Genomic DNA, 17,024 nt, shown 5'->3' on the forward strand with positions numbered 1-17,024 from the left:
TCTACCACTTTTAGTATTTCTTTGTCTTTTGTAGCTGGTCTTCTGATGTTAACATATTAAATATAAATAATTGCCCTCACAACACTTAAAATGTAAAATGGTTTTACTAATTAAGTATAAGTAGGCCATCAATGAACAACATAAGAAATTTTGCAATAATAGCGCATATAGACCACGGTAAGTCAACGCTTGCTGACCGTTTAATAGAGGAATGTAACGGCCTTGAAGCAAGAGAAATGATCAATCAAATACTCGATTCAATGGATATAGAACGCGAACGTGGGATTACAATTAAGGCACAGACAGTAAAACTCAATTATACGGCAAATGACGGTAATCAATATTGCCTAAATCTCATGGACACCCCAGGTCACGTTGACTTTTCTTACGAGGTAAGCCGAAGCTTAGCCGCATGTGAAGGTTCACTTTTAGTGGTAGATAGTAGCCAGGGCGTTGAAGCACAAACCCTTGCAAATGTATATAAAGCTATTGACAACAACCATGAAATAATAGTTGTGCTCAATAAAGTTGATCTTCCTGCTGCAGATCCAGAAGGGGTAAAACTCCAGGTTGAGGAAATAATCGGTATTGATGCAAGTGAGTCAGTTTTAATATCAGCAAAAACTGGACTTGGAATAAAAGATGTACTGGAAGCAATAGTAGCAAAACTTCCAGCTCCTCAAGGTGATGTAAATGCTCCATTGCAAGCAATTTTAGTTGATAGTTGGTATGACACTTACTTAGGAGTAGTAATTTTAGTGCGAGTTAAAAATGGAGTGCTAAAAAAAGGCATGAAGATTGTTATGATGTCTAATAATGCTACATATCAAGTGGACAATATTGGTATTTTCACCCCTAAAAAAGTTATGACGAGAGATCTTTCAGCGGGTGAAGTTGGTTTTATAACTGCTTCAATGAAGGAAGTGGCAGACTGCAAGGTAGGGGACACTATCACTGAGGAAAAGAGACCTTGTAGTAAAGCACTTCCTGGATTTAAAGAAGTGCATCCTGTGGTATTTTGTAGCATTTTTCCTCATAAAACGGATGATTTTAAATATCTAAGAGAAGCTCTAGAAAAGTTACATTTAAATGATGCAAGTTTTACCTTCGAGGCTGAAACTTCAAATGCACTAGGCTATGGATTTCGTTGTGGATTTTTGGGAATGTTGCATCTTGAAGTTATTCAAGAAAGGCTCGAGAGAGAATTTGATTTAGACTTAACAGCAACTGCACCGAGTGTTATATATAGGGTTACAACACGAAGTGGTGAAGTTTTGAATATTCATAACCCAAGTGATATGCCAGATCCAACGAAAATTGAAATTGTGGAAGAGCCATGGATTACTGCAACCATAATGGTTCCTGATCAATACTTGGGAGAGATTCTATCTCTATGTGAAGAAAGGAGGGGAGAACAGGAAGATTTATCTTACATTGGTAACGCAATAACAGCATTGTTAAGATATAAGTTACCACTGTCTGAAGTTGTTTTTGATTTTTACGATAGGCTAAAATCAATTTCCAAGGGGTATGCAAGTTTGGATTGGGAAATTTCCAGCTATCTGGTAAGCCAAATAGATAAATTAAGCTTTTTAATTAATGGAGAGCCCGTAGATGCACTGGCTTGTATCGCTCACAAAAGCAGAGCAGAAAAAAGGGGGCGTGAAATATGCGCACGCTTGAAGGATCTAATACCACGTCAGCAATATAAAATCGCGATTCAAGCAGCAGTGGGCGGGAAAATTATTGCCAGAGAAACGATTAATCCATATAGAAAAGATGTAACAGCTAAACTCTATGGTGGAGATGTAACGCGAAGAATGAAACTACTTGAAAAGCAAAAGAAGGGTAAAAAAAGGTTGCATTCTATAGGGAACGTAAATATTCCACAGAATGCTTTTATTCAAGCCTTGAAGATAAGTGATTGATCTTAAAAGACTTCTTGTATAGTTTTTGGCAACAACCGTTAGAAACGAAAAAACTTACTTGACAAACTCCGCCAGCCCCCTTATTGTAGTATTAAGGGTATTTATGACTCAAAACTTGTTTTTGATCTGCGCAGGTTCAACAACAAAAATTCAGTAAAAAACTCAGAGTATTTATTGGCGGATTACATAAAATTATAGCGGCTGCATGTCTTTTTTATTTTTTCTACATTCAGCCAAATCGCGCTTAAACTAAGCGTCAGCACATTATTACAGCGCCACTTACAGTAATATAGAGTCAAAACTCGCACCACGGGGCTTCTTTTGCCTTTTTTTTCATTTAGTAAATTTCTTAATGTTTGTGGCTAAAAGAGTCCAAGAGAGGTGTCATGCCAGTGCTCCTTTTTTTGTCATCCCAGTTCTTGACACTGGGATCCAGCATTTCACGCAATCCCATCAAGAACGTTGTATTTTACATAACACTTTTATGCTTACCAACTTAATAAAATTCCTGGATCCCAGTGTCTGGGCACTGGAATGACACCGAAGGGGCTACTGCTGTCTTGGATGGAAACCAGTGTCAGCTACTTTCATGACACCCTGACCTCGTCATCCCGCAGCGGGATCTCTTGTTACCGCCGCGGCGGTATGACGGTTCGCGGTGGAATGACGATAACTTCGTCATTCCGCTATGTGTTAGCGGATGAGATACCGTGACGGTATGACGTAGGATTGCTGTCATCCCGCTACGTGTTAGCGGGATCTATGCTAAGAGATACCGCGAATGAATCGCGGTATGACGGTTAAGTAGGGTGTCATTCCAGTCTGGAATCTAGTTCTTATTGTACATTTATAGCTCTTTTCATAATGGTCCAAACGGGTTAAAATAAGAGTTTATAGTAGTGAAGGTAAGTATGCCAGCAGCATATAGTTATGATTTAAGAAAAAAAGCAATGGAAGTGCTAGACGAAGGGGAAAGCAGAGAAACGGTAGCAGCAAGATTTAAAATTGGAAGAACTACATTATGGGAGTGGCAGCAAAGAAAAAAAGAAACAGGAGATTTTCAGTCGAAAAAACTTGGAAATGGAGGTTATAATCACAAAATTACCGACTGGAATAAATTTACTGAATTTGCCAAAAAACATGGTGGAAAAACTCTATCGGAAATGGCTAAGCTTTGGAGTAATGTTAGTATCCCAACGATTCATCGAGCTCTTAAAAAAATTGGACTCACACGCAAAAAAAGACATATGGATACAAAGAAAGGAATGAAGAAAAACGTGCTGAATTTTTGAAAATTATAGCAACAAAAGAACCTCAAAACTTAGTATATATAGATGAATCTGGTATTGATAATACCGAAGACTATCCCTATGGATATTCTCAGAAAGGACAGCGGTTTTATGCTCTAAAATCTGGTAAAAAAATTCAACGAATCAGTATGATTGCAGCCTTAAACGGCAGAAAAATAGTTGTTCCGTTAACATTTGAAGGCCACTGTAATATGGATATCTTTAATAAATGGTTTGAGCAGTTCCTAACACCGATTTTGGAACCTGGACAAACTGTTATCCTTGATAATGCTACTTTTCATAAGTCTAATAAGATTACTGAACTTGCTAAAGGAGTTGGTGCAGAAATTTTATATCTACCGCCTTATTCTCCCGATTTTAACAAAATTGAGCATCATTGGTTTGCTATAAAAAACAGAGCTAGGAAAAACATTCCTCTATTCACATCTTTTCGTCATGCTGTTGATTCTGCTTTTCTATGAACTTTCCGGACTATTATGAAAAGAGCTATACTTGGTGTAGAGTTAAGTTTCCTGGATCCAAGTAGTCTGGGCACTGGGATGACATCGTTTACTATGTGATATCGTGCCATATTACAATGTTCGTGCAGTTGGTGCGACCCGAAAGTCGTGATTTTGTGATGGTTAAATTCCATCTTCCCTAGGCTCTGTGGACAAAAAATATGAAAAGAGAGAAAAAGATGGTAGTTTAGCCTAATAGGTAAAAAATGGAGAAACTACCATATGCAATATTACATCAAAGAGGAAAATTGGAAACAAATTTTAGAGTTCATAAAAAGCGTAAAAGGAATGCACAGCAAAGATGAAAAACGTTTAAGAATATTCATAGAGGCAGTGTGGTACATAGTGCGAAGTGGTTGCCAATGGAGACTTTTACCAAAAACTTATGGTAATTACAGGAGTATACATAAGCGATTTAAAAGATGGTGTGAAAGAGATGTCTGGAAAAAATTGCTTGAATATACTAAACAAGAGCCTGATTTAGAAGTTGCTATAATCGACGGTACGATCATCCGAGGCCATCCATGTTCATCTGGATATACAAAAAACTCCAAGGATCAAGAAGCTTTAGGGAGGAGCAAAGGTGGCTTTACAACTAAAATACATGCGCTTGTCGATGCACTTGGAAATCCACTTAAATTTACTCTGACTCCTGGTCAAAGAAATGAAATTACGCAGGCACAAGTGTTGACCGAAAGTATCTATAACTCTACTGTAGTAGCTGACAAGGGCTACGATAGCAATGCCTTTGTTACAAGTCTTGAAGACAAGGGATGTACAGTAGTTATTCCGCCAAAACGGAATCGAAAAGTGCAAAGGTATTACGATGAGCATATCTACAAAGAACGTCATTTGATTGAGTGTTTTTTTGGTAAAATTAAAAATTTTAGGCGCATTTTTTCCAGATTTGATAAAACTGCTGAGGTTTTTATGGGTTTTCTCAATTTTGTTGGAGCTCTTGTATGGCTTCTCTAAAATTTTGTCCACAGAGCCTAGGAAAGTTTTTAATATTCTTTTTATAGTATTATTTATTTCTTTTTCTCATGTTGGGAGTGCTGCCGCTGACACTAATACTGATACAACTGCTCAAGTAATATGTAACATTATTGGCTACGTTTGGGGAATAGGCGGACCGCTTATGACCGTAGTGATAATAGGTGCAGCTTTGCTTGCGATATTTGGTAGAATGCCATGGCCAGCTCTTTTTGCACTCGGTATATTTTGTGCTGTATTTTTCGGTGCTAAAACTATCGTCATAAAAGTAATGGGTGGTATAGGCGGCACTGGAAATACTTCTTTGATGGACCAATGCGGAACAGGAGACACAAAAAAGAACTATTTTTTTCTAAAACAGACCTGATGCACGGCTTCAACTATATCTTCCACTTGCGGTAATGCTTTTTTTTCTAGATTTGCAGCGTAAGGTAAGGGGATGTCCTTGCCAGTTACGCGTACAACTGGAGCATCAAGGTAGTCAAATCCTTGTTCCATAACAACGGCTGACAGCTCTGCTCCTATTCCTGCAAATGGCCATCCTTCTTCTACACTAACTAACCTATTAGTCTTCTGAATAGAGTTAATAACAGTTTGAGTGTCAAGTGGTCTTAAGGTTCTGAGGTCAATAACTTCAGCTTCTATACCTTCACTCGAAAGTAAATCTGCTGCATTTAAGGCATCCATTAATTTTAATGAAAAAGCAGTGATAGTTACATCCTTTCCTTCCCGTATAACAGCAGCTTTGCCTATCTCAAGTAGATAATCTTTGTTTGATAGCTCAGAGTCAGAAACTTCATGCTCATGTCCATAAGCTATTTCGTTTTCTAGAAATATTACCGGATTAGGGTCACGAATTGCAGCTTTAAGCAGACCTCTGCAATCGGAGGCAAAATAGGGTGCTATTACTTTTAACCCCGGTATATGCGAATACCAAGCTGCAAAGCATTGAGAATGTTGTGCAGCAACTCTTGCTGCAGCGCCATTTGGTCCACGAAATACTATAGGGCATCCAAGTTGTCCGCCTGACATATAATTTGTTTTTGCTGCGGAATTCACAATTTGGTCAATAGCTTGCATAGAAAAATTAAAAGTCATAAACTCGACTATTGGCTTTAATCCAGCAAATGCCGCTCCAACAGCAAGGCCAGCAAATCCATGTTCGGTAATAGGCGTATCAACTACTCTGTTTTCTCCAAACTCTTTCAGTAATCCTTTCGTTACTTTATAAGCACCATCATACTCTGCAACTTCTTCACCCATGATAAGCACATCAGAGTCGTTTTGCATTTCTTCTCTAATTGCTGTGCATAAAGCTTCTCTTACACTTAAGGTTGCCATTTATAAACTTTTATAGACTTTAACTAAAGTAACTATATCAGAATTACTGGGGGTAAGTAAAGTGTACAAATTAAGTTTTACAAACATCATGACCAACTCATTCCAAAAAAAAATCTTCTCGTGCGATCCGAAAGTCGTGAAATCGTGATGGTTAAATTCCATCCGCCTTAACATCGGGTTGAAAGCATAATCCACACTTTAGAAAAGTGGCGACTTTCTAGGGTGCAAGCATGGATTAAAAAGGGGTAATATTAAACTTTGTAATAAATCCCCCCTAAGAAAGTTAGATATGGTTACGAAAGGAACTTATGTCAGAATTGTCGTTATTCGTGATATGCGAAATAAAGTTGATACGCATAAACCAAAAGGTACGGAGGAATGAATAATTGGAATGAGAAGGTCTAATTAAGATGTTTTCAATCTCCCGGCAAATAGTAAGAACCTAAGTCTAACGTGAAACGATTTCATGGAACGGAGTAACCACATGGAAGCTCTTATTATCCTTTGTTTAAAAAGGATAACTAAGAAGGTGGCCCACTGAATGCTTCTATGTGGAGGGATTGTTTAAGAAGCTAATGCCTAAAGTAATATTTGGGATATGCAGACGTAAACACTGTAGTTTGGAAGGTAAAGTTGTGAATAGTAGTGAATATGTTATGAGCCAACAAAATGTTAGGTATGAATGGAATGAAACTCCCTGGCGTAAGCTGGAGAAATCTTCATTTAAGCTACAAAAACGAATTTACCGAGCTTCTAAATGTAATGATATCAAGAAGATGCATAAACTTCAGAGATTATTACTAAAATCAACAAGTGCAAGAATGCTCGCTGTTAGGAGGGTAACTCAGGATAACAGAGGGAAAAAGACTGTAGGTATTGATGGAAAGTCTAATCTTAATAAAAAGGAAAGATTGCTATTAGCAAATTCTTTAAATATAAGAGAGAAGGCAAAGCCATCAAGACGGGTATGGATCCCAAAATCTGATAGGCCATCGGAGTATCGCCCGCTCGGTATTCCTACAATAGCAGATAGAGCAAAGCAAACACTTGTCAAAATGGCACTAGAACCGGAATGGGAAGCAAAGTTTGAGCCTAACACTTACGGTTTTAGATCTGGTAGATCGTGTCATGATGCAATAGCAGCTATATTTATCGCACTTGGTCAGAAAACAGCATTTATATTGGATGCTGATATTTCCGGATGCTTTGATAATATTAAACATTCTGCACTGCTCGAAAAACTTAATACCACACCAACTCTAAAGAGAATTATAAAAGGATGATTGAAAGCAGGCATTATGAAAGATAAAAAGTTTAATCCCACTAAACGTGGCACAATTCAAGGTGGAACAATTTCTCCATTACTTGCATGTGTAGCACTATATGGATTAGAACAAAATATCAAAGAAGAACTTAAGGAAGAACTTTTCCAACATGCGAAAAAGAAATATGGTAGAGTATCTCGCAAACAGGCACAAAATTCAGTTAGTGTAATTACGTACGCCGATGATTGTGCGCCGTAGAAACACGCGAAGTGTTGAAGCTGTGCAATAGATGAGGGAGGGCCCCTCGGAGCCGGTTTGCAAGAGCAGGCTTCAAACAGCCATAAGCTGCTTTGGTAAAGAGCTAAGGTAGTGAGCGTTATGGAAAAGGCACAGTTATGTGTCATGTATGAAATAGAGAGACGAACGCAAGTGAATCACTGATGAAGTGTCGAAAGCGTAGAGACGACGTCAAAACCAGGGGGTAGTCGTTAACCTGGGATAAACCCATCGGGAGCTTGTTTACTGGGTGGGTGGCGTCCGGCATAAAAGTGGCGTGAATCTATTTTAGGCTATTGCATGGAACTACGGGAACCTGTCGTTTCGATGATAAGGAAGAAGTCCAAAGAGCCGATCTCTGAGGATGAGAGTACCGATGCGAAAAACAGGGGCGCGTAGTAGTGAAGAAGTTTCTGTAATGGAAATGGAGCAAAGGAGCTGAGTTATTTAGTTTTAATTATGTATCAACCGAAAGGGAGGAGTTAATGAATAAAACAAAGTCTTTTGATATACCGAAGTAACTTATTTGGAGAGCTTATAAACAAGTATCAAAAAATAAAGGTGCTGCAGGTGTAGATGAGGTCTCGATAACAAAGTTTGAGGAGAATCTAAAAGATAATCTATACAAACTATGGAATCGGATGTCATCCGGAAGTTATTTTCCAGAGCCGGTAAAAGCTGTTGCAATACCAAAAGATACTGGAGGAGGGCAAAGAATTTTATGCGTTCCTTCAGTATCAGATAGGATAGCGCAAACAGCCGCTACAATGTATCTTGAACCGTTAGTAGAACCGAAATTTCATGAAGATTCATATGGTTATAGACCAAATAAGTCTGCATTGGATGCGGTATACACAGCACGGAAGAGATGTTGGAAAAATGATTGGACGGTAGATCTTGATATATCTGGATTTTTCGACAATCTGGACCACGATTTAGCACTGCAGGCTATCAAGAAACACACAGACTGCAAATGGGTTATACTATACGTTGAAAGGTGGATGAAATCCCCTATACAACTTGCAGATGGCAGTAAGGTAGTTAGGGATAAAGGAGTTCCACAAGGAGGTTCAGTTAGCCCAATCATCTCTAATATATTCATGCATCATGTGTTTGATATATGGATGAAAAAGAACTACCCGACAGTACCATTTGAGAGGTATGTGGATGATGCGATAGTGCACTGCAGGACTAAGAAACAGGCAGAATTTATGAAAGTAATGATCGAAGAAAGATTGGCTGAGTATAAGTTGAAATTACATCCTGAAAAGACACAGATAGTGTACTGTAAGGATGATGATAGAAGAGAGGAATTTCCTACACAGAACTTTGATTTTCTAGGTTATACTTTTAGACCTAGGTGTATGGTCCCAGAGTGTGATGGTGTGGATTTAGTATAAATAATTCTGGAGACTGTGTCCACTGATAACATATAAATTCATAAGGAGTAAGACCCTTAAGAGTTTTGAGTCTCTTTGCATAATTATAAGCCATAACAAAGTTATAAAGGTGTTCTTTAAGTTGCTGGTGCGATTGATAGTAATACTTCTTAACTGTAGCATCCTTTAAAGTTTTATTCATACGCTCGACTTGCCCATTCGTCCAAGGATGGCTAACTTTTGTCAAACGATGTTCAATAACATTCTCTTCGCAAACTCTATCAAATATATGTTGGAAAGCATACTTATGACGCTTCTGGTTTGTAAATTGTATACCGTTATCTGTCAAAATAGTATGGATTTTATACGGTAAAATTCTAATCAAATTACGTAAGAACTCAGCAGCTATGGGTTTTGTAGCACTGTTACGCAACTCAACATAGGTAAATTTGGATGTCCTATCAATAGCAACAAACAAATGTAATTTGCCCTCCTCAGTTCTAACTTCAGCAATATCAATATGAAAGTAACCGATAGGATATTGTTTGAATTTCTTTTTTGACTTAACTTCTCCATCAACAGTTGGTAATCTGCTAATGTTGTGTCTTTGTAAACAACGATGCAAGCTAGAGCGAGTCAAATGCGGAATTGTAGACTGCAGAGCGTAAAGGCAATCATCTAGTGGCAGTAGTGTATACTTGCGAAATGTAACTATTATAGCTTCCTCTTCTAGCGTTAAAACAGTCGATCTTGGACGCTTTGGACCCATATCAGCATCTTTCGTAAATGAACGTTTTCTCCACTTAATAATAGTTTTTGGATTAAGGTTATAATGCTTGGAGAGTTTTGCTATGCTCTCTTTTCTATTTTGTATTGCTCTACGAATCGTCTGTGTTGTTTTGGCGCACCCATGTAATATTTGTCCCATAACTCCTCCTTTGATGGTATTTTTTTCTCATATTTTATCATACCATCACACTCTGGGACTGTACACCTAGAGTAGCAAAGAATAAGATGAGGAATTATTTTGTCTCATTTCTACCAGCAATTTGCAACAAAGCCAAGAAGAAGATCAAGAAAACCATAAAGTCATGGAGAATACATCGGATTACGTGGACCACATTAGAGGAAATATCGAAGAAAATAAATCCAATAGTCAGAGGCTGGTTTCAGTACTATGGAAGGTTTTATAAATCAGAGATGTATACATCTCTCAGAAATATAGAGAGATACCTCATAAGATGGGTCAGGACAAAATATAAGAAACTTCGGGATCATGGAAGGCTAGCAAAGCAATTTCTAGGAAAAGTGAGAAAGAGGTCTCCAAATATTTTCTATCATTGGACACTTGGGTTAGGATCAAAAGGCTAAATAATGGGAGCTGTATAAACCGAGAGGTTTCCGTACAGTTCTGCGAGAGACTGGTGGGGAAGGTCCGCCGGTCTACTCTCCTTGTCATCATACATGAGAGTGAAGAAATTATTCTTAAGGTGAAAGTTCTGGTTGAAGAATGGTTAAAGACCATAGGGCTAGGTGTACAGTCCCAGAGTGTGATGGTATGATAAAATATGAGAAAAAAATACCATCAAAGGAGGAGTTATGGGACAAATATTACATGGGTGCGCCAAAACAACACAGACGATTCGTAGAGCAATACAAAATAGAAAAGAGAGCATAGCAAAACTCTCCAAGCATTATAACCTTAATCCAAAAACTATTATTAAGTGGAGAAAACGTTCATTTACGAAAGATGCTGATATGGGTCCAAAGCGTCCAAGATCGACTGTTTTAACGCTAGAAGAGGAAGCTATAATAGTTACATTTCGCAAGTATACACTACTGCCACTAGATGATTGCCTTTACGCTCTGCAGTCTACAATTCCGCATTTGACTCGCTCTAGCTTGCATCGTTGTTTACAAAGACACAACATTAGCAGATTACCAACTGTTGATGGAGAAGTTAAGTCAAAAAAGAAATTCAAACAATATCCTATCGGTTACTTTCATATTGATATTGCTGAAGTTAGAACTGAGGAGGGCAAATTACATTTGTTTGTTGCTATTGATAGGACATCCAAATTTACCTATGTTGAGTTGCGTAACAGTGCTACAAAACCCATAGCTGCTGAGTTCTTACGTAATTTGATTAGAATTTTACCGTATAAAATCCATACTATTTTGACAGATAACGGTATACAATTTACAAACCAGAAGCGTCATAAGTATGCTTTCCAACATATATTTGATAGAGTTTGCGAAGAGAATGTTATTGAACATCGTTTGACAAAAGTTAGCCATCCTTGGACGAATGGGCAAGTCGAGCGTATGAATAAAACTTTAAAGGATGCTACAGTTAAGAAGTATTACTATCAATCGCACCAGCAACTTAAAGAACACCTTTATAACTTTGTTATGGCTTATAATTATGCAAAGAGACTCAAAACTCTTAAGGGTCTTACTCCTTATGAATTTATATGTTATCAGTGGACACAGTCTCCAGAATTATTTATACTAAATCCACACCATCACACTCTGGGACCATACACCTAGAGCTAAAGCCATCAAAAACGAGAATAACTCATACTCTAAAGGGAGAAAAGCCAGGTTTTGACTTTCTGGGGTTTACGGTAAGACAATATCCAGTAAATCGTGGTAAGAGAAGCCATAAAACAATAATTATGCCAAGTCGCGAATCCGTGAAACAGCATACATGGGTCATCAAACACAAACTGAAGAAATTGCGTGGTGAATCGCAGGGAGCAGTAATAAAACACATTAACCCAATTATTAGAGGATGGTGTCAATATTACACTTCAGTAGTATCATGTAAGATATTTAGTTTGTTAGATCACATTATGTTTGGAAAACTTTGGAAATGGGCAGTATATAAACACCATAACAAAGGAAACCGCTGGATCAAGGAAAAATACTTTAAAAAGTATGGTAACGATAATTGGCGATTTATGACAAGTAATGGAGTAAATCTTACCAGACATGGAGATTACGTTATAAAACGGCATACCAAGGTGAAAGGAACCAAGACACCATATGATGGTGATTGGGTATACTGGGGTAATCGTCTGAAGAGAGTACCAGATAAGCCAACAAGAGTAACAAATTTATTGAAGTTACAACAGGGTAAGTGTGATTATTGTCAACTTTGGTTTAAAAATGATGATATTTTGGAAGTACATCACAATGACCAAAACAAGAAAAACAATATAACCAAAAACTTATCTTTGTTACATGGACATTGCCATGATAATTTACACAGAAAGTGTGCATGACAAGCACCAAATTGCAGAGGAGCCGTATGACGGTAACCTGTCACGTACGGTTCTGCAGTCGAGTGGGGAGAGGTGACTTTCTCCACTTAGATAACGTCGCTATAGCGTAACATACTGGTAGAGTAACTACAAGGTGGTGAGGCACAGAACAACTCTACCGGTATGCGCTTTCTTAGCATGTAAAGGTTAGTATATCAAAAAGAAATATGCAAGAGGTGACTTTCTCCACTTAGATAACGTCGCTATAGCGTAACATACTGGTAGAGTAACTACAAGGTGGTGAGGCACAGAACAACTCTACCGGTATGCGCTTTCTTAGCATGTAAAGGTTAGTATATCAAAAAGAAATATGCAAGCATCGAACAGACGAAATCTGTCAAATCAGAAAGAAACACACAAATTTAAGTTTTTAGTAGTTTTCAAGTATAGTTGTACAGGGAGCGCCTTTGCAGTTATGACCGACATTTTCAATGGTGCCTAAGTGCCCGTATGCAAGGATGGTTTTGGAAGGAACGGTCAAATCATTGATGGAGTCATTTAGACTACCTCGGTTAGGAGATTGTACTATCAACCGTTCCAAGCTGAAGCGTTTCCCTATTACAAATTATATGTAGGAGTTACCATGAAAAAAGCAAAAAGTAAATTAGAAATAGTGAATCCTAATGCAGCAGGAATAGACATTGGTTCAGCTGTACACTATGTGTGTGTACCTGAAGGAAGAGATGAACAACGCGTTCAGAAATTTGGCTGCTTTACTGAAGACCTTCATAACTTAGCACAGTGGTTGAAAAAGTGTAAAGTTACAACAGTAGCTATGGAATCAACAGGAGTATATTGGATTCCTTTATTTCAAATACTTGAGTCATACAAATTCGAGGTAAGATTGGTAAATGCACGGCATGTAAAGAATGTACCTGGTAGGAAGTCTGACGTTCAAGATTGCCAATGGCTCCAACAACTGCATAGCTACGGACTGCTTCATAGATCGTTTAGGCCAGATAATCAGATGTGTGTATTGCGCAGTTACGTGCGGCAACGCAAAAATCTCACTGAAAGTGCATCTACACATATTCTGCGTATGCAGAAGGCATTAATTCAAATGAATATACAATTACACAAGGTTATTAGTCATATTACTGGGATAACTGGTATGAAAATCATTGAAGCTATAATTGAAGGCGAAAGAGATTCTGAAAAATTGGCAGAATTCAGGGACGTGCGAATGAAAAATGATCAGTCTACTATTGCAAAAGCGTTAGCTGGTGACTATAGAGAGGAACACTTATTCACGCTAAAGCAAGAATTTGAACTATATAATATTTATCAAGAAAAAATAGCAGAATGTGATAGAAATATTGAAGCCTATTACAAAACGTTTGAAACAAAGTCTTGTGAAAGCAAACAGCTAAGTAAGCAAAAGAATAAAAATAGCAAAAGTAAGCCAAGCTTTGCTTTGTATGAGGAACTGCACCGAATAACTGGTATGGATTTCACTAAAATTCCTGGATTGATGTATTAAGTATACAAACCATAATTTCAGAAGTTGGTATAAACCATAGTAAATGGCCAACAGAAAAGCACTTTTCATCGTGGTTGGGACTCAGTCCTGCTAATAAAGTTACAGGGGAAAAAGTGTTTAACACAAGAACACGTAAAGTCATTAACCGTGCTGCAAATGCTTTGCGAATAGCTGCTCATTCTGTAGGAAATAGTAAAAGTGCGTTGGGTGCATACTACAGAAGATTGAAAAAACGACTAGGCTCTGTGGACAAAATTTTAGAGAAGCCATACAAGAGCTCCAACAAAATTGAGAAAACCCATAAAAACCTCAGCAGTTTTATCAAATCTGGAAAAAATGCGCCTAAAATTTTTAATTTTACCAAAAAAACACTCAATCAAATGACGTTCTTTGTAGATATGCTCATCGTAATACCTTTGCACTTTTCGATTCCGTTTTGGCGGAATAACTACTGTACATCCCTTGTCTTCAAGACTTGTAACAAAGGCATTGCTATCGTAGCCCTTGTCAGCTACTACAGTAGAGTTATAGATACTTTCGGTCAACACTTGTGCCTGCGTAATTTCATTTCTTTGACCAGGAGTCAGAGTAAATTTAAGTGGATTTCCAAGTGCATCGACAAGCGCATGTATTTTAGTTGTAAAGCCACCTTTGCTCCTCCCTAAAGCTTCTTGATCCTTGGAGTTTTTTGTATATCCAGATGAACATGGATGGCCTCGGATGATCGTACCGTCGATTATAGCAACTTCTAAATCAGGCTCTTGTTTAGTATATTCAAGCAATTTTTTCCAGACATCTCTTTCACACCATCTTTTAAATCGCTTATGTATACTCCTGTAATTACCATAAGTTTTTGGTAAAAGTCTCCATTGGCAACCACTTCGCACTATGTACCACACTGCCTCTATGAATATTCTTAAACGTTTTTCATCTTTGCTGTGCATTCCTTTTACGCTTTTTATGAACTCTAAAATTTGTTTCCAATTTTCCTCTTTGATGTAATATTGCATATGGTAGTTTCTCCATTTTTTACCTATTAGGCTAAACTACCATCTTTTTCTCTCTTTTCATATTTTTTGTCCACAGAGCCTAGGAGCACCAAAAGCAATAACAGCTACTGCAAGAAAAATGGCATGCATATTTTATAGTATGCTCAAATACGGACAGGAATATGTAGAAAAAGGAATGGAATACTATGAAACACGCTATAAAGATAGAACTGTAAAAAATTTGATCAAAAAAGCGAGCGAATTTGGCTACATATTAGTTCAACAAGAAGAGTTAGTTGAGTGAGTTTCTTAGGAGAGAATATTAAGCGATTATTAGAAGATTGTTTTGCCCATTTAGGAGAAGTAGCTTTGTATGAGTCGAAAAATAAGGCGTACATGGTACAAGTATTAAAGCAACAGCCAGATAAATTATACGAGATTGGTGAAGGACAATTTGTGGAAGAAACTTTAGCGTTAGAAGTAAGTGCGTTTGATGTGTTAAAGCCAATAGTAGGAGATGTTTTTGTTATAGGTGATCGAAGATATAAAGTACACTCACCGCCACTTAGAGACAAGTCTGGAATAACGTGGAAAATAAAAGCGTCTGGGGTGTAAAATGTCTGTTCATATAGAAGTTGAGGTAATAGAAAGTGTAAATGCTAAAAGAAGAAAAGTAGAATTAGCAACGGTAAAGGCATTAAACAAAACGGCACTATGGTTAAAAGCGCAAGCAGCTAAGGAAATCAGTGAGGAAAAGAAGATAAAATTGACGTTAATGAGAAGAAGGCTAAGAATTTTTAAGGCGAAAACTAGGCTCTGTGGACAAAAAATATGAAAAGAGAGAAAAAGATGGTAGTTTAGCCTAATAGGTAAAAAATGGAGAAACTACCATATGCAATATTACATCAAAGAGGAAAATTGGAAACAAATTTTAGAGTTCATAAAAAGCGTAAAAGGAATGCACAGCAAAGATGAAAAACGTTTAAGAATATTCATAGAGGCAGTGTGGTACATAGTGCGAAGTGGTTGCCAATGGAGACTTTTACCAAAAACTTATGGTAATTACAGGAATATACATAAGCGATTTAAAAGATGGTGTGAAAGAGATGTCTGGAAAAAATTGCTTGAATATACTAAACAAGAGCCTGATTTAGAAGTTGCTATAATCGACGGTACGATCATCCGAGGCCATCCATGTTCATCTGGATATACAAAAAACTCCAAGGATCAAGAAGCTTTAGGGAGGAGCAAAGGTGGCTTTACAACTAAAATACATGCGCTTGTCGATGCACTTGGAAATCCACTTAAATTTACTCTGACTCCTGGTCAAAGAAATGAAATTACGCAGGCACAAGTGTTGACCGAAAGTATCTATAACTCTACTGTAGTAGCTGACAAGGGCTACGATAGCAATGCCTTTGTTACAAGTCTTGAAGACAAGGGATGTACAGTAGTTATTCCGCCAAAACGGAATCGAAAAGTGCAAAGGTATTACGATGAGCATATCTACAAAGAACGTCATTTGATTGAGTGTTTTTTTGGTAAAATTAAAAATTTTAGGCGCATTTTTTCCAGATTTGATAAAACTGCTGAGGTTTTTATGGGTTTTCTCAATTTTGTTGGAGCTCTTGTATGGCTTCTCTAAAATTTTGTCCACAGAGCCTAGGAGAAAATGGCATTAAAGCCAAGCTTAGACGAAGGTTCAAAAATAAAAAACAGCAAATAAGCAACCGAGTTGTGGCTCCGAACACATTGGATCAAAATTTTACTACTGATCAGCCAAATAAAGTTTGGGATTACCTACATAAAAACTAAAGAAGGTTGTTGGCGGCAATAATTGACCTATATTCACGCATGGTGGTTAATGAGTAACATGATAATTAGTTATAGATTCTTTATTGATGGCCGTTGATAAACGCAAACCCGATAAAAATCTGCTGTTACATAGCGATCAAGGGTCACAGTATACCTCTCAAAATTACCAATTTCTATTGAATACAAAAAACATCATTTCCAGCATGAGCCATAAGGGCTGTTGTTACGATAACTCTGTTGCAGAAAAGTTCACTTAAAAAGGGAGCTGCTTATTGATACTTCTCGCTCAACAAACCAGAACTGCCATATTTGAATACATAGAAATCTTTTATAACAAATAACGTAGACATTCTACTATTAACTATTGCATTCCTGCACAATTTATTCTCATGATAAAAACGTCTTAACTTTCTCTCTACTTT

At 37.5% G+C, this 17,024-nt stretch carries 15 protein-coding genes and 4 pseudogenes; 16 read left to right on the plus strand and 3 right to left on the minus strand.

The window, feature by feature from the left end; all coding sequences use genetic code 11:
* Positions 1-131 precede the first annotated feature (131 nt).
* From lepA to OOK85_RS03335, 4 genes are all read left to right on the plus strand, one after another.
* Positions 132-1,928 (plus strand): translation elongation factor 4, encoded by a 1,797-nt coding sequence (gene lepA, locus OOK85_RS03320; protein ID WP_264704013.1) that lies wholly within the window; start codon positions 132-134, stop codon positions 1,926-1,928.
* A gap of 911 nt (positions 1,929-2,839) precedes the next feature.
* Positions 2,840-3,699 (plus strand): IS630 family transposase gene (locus tag OOK85_RS03325; RefSeq protein WP_264702431.1). Its coding sequence is split into 2 segments (ribosomal slippage): positions 2,840-3,164 and positions 3,164-3,699, totalling 861 coding nucleotides; the frame shifts between segments, so codons are not numbered across the junction.
* Between the two features lie 261 nt (positions 3,700-3,960).
* On the plus strand, positions 3,961-4,713 hold the full coding sequence (locus OOK85_RS03330) for an IS5 family transposase (RefSeq protein ID WP_264702164.1): 753 nt from the start codon (positions 3,961-3,963) through the stop codon (positions 4,711-4,713).
* A gap of 4 nt (positions 4,714-4,717) precedes the next feature.
* Positions 4,718-5,098, plus strand: coding sequence for a TrbC/VirB2 family protein (locus OOK85_RS03335; protein ID WP_264704015.1), 381 nt, complete (start codon positions 4,718-4,720; stop codon positions 5,096-5,098).
* On the opposite strand, the gene OOK85_RS03340 is transcribed toward OOK85_RS03335, so the two are convergent.
* Positions 5,074-6,072, minus strand: a complete 999-nt coding sequence (locus OOK85_RS03340) for a pyruvate dehydrogenase complex E1 component subunit beta (RefSeq protein ID WP_012673123.1) — start codon at positions 6,070-6,072, stop codon at positions 5,074-5,076. The two genes, OOK85_RS03335 and OOK85_RS03340, sit on opposite strands and share 25 nt — an antisense overlap.
* Positions 6,073-6,632: 560 nt before the next feature.
* On the opposite strand from OOK85_RS03340, the gene OOK85_RS03345 reads away from it, so the two are divergent.
* The 3 genes from OOK85_RS03345 to ltrA all read left to right on the plus strand — a co-directional run bounded on the left by OOK85_RS03345 (position 6,633) and on the right by ltrA (position 9,013).
* Positions 6,633-7,355, plus strand: coding sequence for a reverse transcriptase N-terminal domain-containing protein (locus OOK85_RS03345; protein WP_264704021.1), 723 nt, complete (start codon positions 6,633-6,635; stop codon positions 7,353-7,355).
* A 15-nt stretch (positions 7,356-7,370) separates the two neighbouring features.
* On the plus strand, positions 7,371-7,595 hold the full coding sequence (locus OOK85_RS03350) for an RNA-dependent RNA polymerase family protein (RefSeq protein ID WP_264704023.1): 225 nt from the start codon (positions 7,371-7,373) through the stop codon (positions 7,593-7,595).
* 542 nt (positions 7,596-8,137) lie between these two features.
* Positions 8,138-9,013, plus strand: coding sequence for a group II intron reverse transcriptase/maturase (gene ltrA / locus OOK85_RS03355; protein ID WP_264704166.1), 876 nt, complete (start codon positions 8,138-8,140; stop codon positions 9,011-9,013).
* Here the strand turns inward: ltrA and OOK85_RS03360 are convergent.
* The gene (locus tag OOK85_RS03360) at positions 8,970-9,920 is read right to left on the minus strand and encodes an IS481 family transposase (protein ID WP_264702189.1); all 951 of its coding nucleotides are present in this window, start codon (positions 9,918-9,920) and stop codon (positions 8,970-8,972) included. The genes ltrA and OOK85_RS03360 overlap by 44 nt on opposite strands.
* An 86-nt stretch (positions 9,921-10,006) precedes the next feature.
* On the opposite strand from OOK85_RS03360, the gene OOK85_RS03365 reads away from it, so the two are divergent.
* From OOK85_RS03365 to OOK85_RS03380, 4 genes and pseudogenes are all read left to right on the plus strand, one after another.
* Positions 10,007-10,363, plus strand: a complete 357-nt coding sequence (locus OOK85_RS03365) for a group II intron maturase-specific domain-containing protein (protein ID WP_264704025.1) — start codon at positions 10,007-10,009, stop codon at positions 10,361-10,363.
* Between the two features lie 228 nt (positions 10,364-10,591).
* Complete coding sequence (locus OOK85_RS03370) at positions 10,592-11,542, plus strand: IS481 family transposase (protein ID WP_264702189.1); 951 nt, start codon at positions 10,592-10,594, stop codon at positions 11,540-11,542.
* 128 nt (positions 11,543-11,670) lie between these two features.
* Positions 11,671-12,279: a group II intron maturase-specific domain-containing protein gene (locus OOK85_RS03375; RefSeq protein WP_264703007.1), complete on the plus strand. Its 609-nt coding sequence runs from the start codon at positions 11,671-11,673 to the stop codon at positions 12,277-12,279.
* 622 nt (positions 12,280-12,901) lie between these two features.
* Positions 12,902-14,047 (plus strand): annotated as a pseudogene (locus OOK85_RS03380) (IS110 family RNA-guided transposase); the annotation flags it as partial.
* 8 nt (positions 14,048-14,055) lie between these two features.
* On the opposite strand, the gene OOK85_RS03385 reads toward OOK85_RS03380, so the two are convergent.
* Positions 14,056-14,808, minus strand: coding sequence for an IS5 family transposase (locus tag OOK85_RS03385; protein WP_264702164.1), 753 nt, complete (start codon positions 14,806-14,808; stop codon positions 14,056-14,058).
* A 79-nt stretch (positions 14,809-14,887) separates the two neighbouring features.
* On the opposite strand from OOK85_RS03385, the pseudogene OOK85_RS03390 reads away from it, so the two are divergent.
* The 5 genes and pseudogenes from OOK85_RS03390 to OOK85_RS08000 form a co-directional block, all read left to right on the plus strand.
* Positions 14,888-15,091, plus strand: a pseudogene (locus tag OOK85_RS03390) (IS110 family transposase); the annotation flags it as partial.
* A complete protein-coding gene (locus OOK85_RS03395; protein WP_264703132.1) occupies positions 15,088-15,402 on the plus strand; it encodes a head-tail joining protein in 315 nt (104 codons plus the stop codon). The pseudogene OOK85_RS03390 and the gene OOK85_RS03395, both read left to right, overlap by 4 nt.
* A 1-nt stretch (position 15,403) precedes the next feature.
* A pseudogene (locus tag OOK85_RS03400) lies at positions 15,404-15,598 on the plus strand (phage tail protein); the annotation flags it as partial.
* Positions 15,599-15,679: 81 nt separating this feature from the next.
* On the plus strand, positions 15,680-16,432 hold the full coding sequence (locus tag OOK85_RS03405) for an IS5 family transposase (RefSeq protein ID WP_264702253.1): 753 nt from the start codon (positions 15,680-15,682) through the stop codon (positions 16,430-16,432).
* A 23-nt stretch (positions 16,433-16,455) separates the two neighbouring features.
* Positions 16,456-16,943 (plus strand): annotated as a pseudogene (locus OOK85_RS08000) (DDE-type integrase/transposase/recombinase); the annotation flags it as partial.
* Positions 16,944-17,024: the final 81 nt, after the last annotated feature.

This window comes from Wolbachia endosymbiont (group A) of Volucella inflata, assembly GCF_947250665.1.
Classification (GTDB): Bacteria; Pseudomonadota; Alphaproteobacteria; order Rickettsiales; family Anaplasmataceae; genus Wolbachia; species Wolbachia pipientis.

What these genes read in the sequence shown, in the direction of transcription:
- OOK85_RS03330 (WP_264702164.1), top strand. Translation starts at nt 3,961, where the DNA reads ATGCAATATTACATCAAAGAGGAAAATTGGAAACAAATTTTAGAGTTC.
- OOK85_RS03405 (WP_264702253.1), top strand. Translation starts at nt 15,680, where the DNA reads ATGCAATATTACATCAAAGAGGAAAATTGGAAACAAATTTTAGAGTTC.
- OOK85_RS03350 (WP_264704023.1), top strand. Translation starts at nt 7,371, where the DNA reads ATGAAAGATAAAAAGTTTAATCCCACTAAACGTGGCACAATTCAAGGT.
- OOK85_RS03370 (WP_264702189.1), top strand. Translation starts at nt 10,592, where the DNA reads ATGGGACAAATATTACATGGGTGCGCCAAAACAACACAGACGATTCGT.
- OOK85_RS03385 (WP_264702164.1), bottom strand. Translation starts at nt 14,808, where the DNA reads ATGCAATATTACATCAAAGAGGAAAATTGGAAACAAATTTTAGAGTTC.
- OOK85_RS03375 (WP_264703007.1), top strand. Translation starts at nt 11,671, where the DNA reads ATGCCAAGTCGCGAATCCGTGAAACAGCATACATGGGTCATCAAACAC.
- OOK85_RS03360 (WP_264702189.1), bottom strand. Translation starts at nt 9,920, where the DNA reads ATGGGACAAATATTACATGGGTGCGCCAAAACAACACAGACGATTCGT.
- lepA (WP_264704013.1), top strand. Translation starts at nt 132, where the DNA reads ATGAACAACATAAGAAATTTTGCAATAATAGCGCATATAGACCACGGT.
- OOK85_RS03365 (WP_264704025.1), top strand. Translation starts at nt 10,007, where the DNA reads ATGAGGAATTATTTTGTCTCATTTCTACCAGCAATTTGCAACAAAGCC.
- OOK85_RS03340 (WP_012673123.1), bottom strand. Translation starts at nt 6,072, where the DNA reads ATGGCAACCTTAAGTGTAAGAGAAGCTTTATGCACAGCAATTAGAGAA.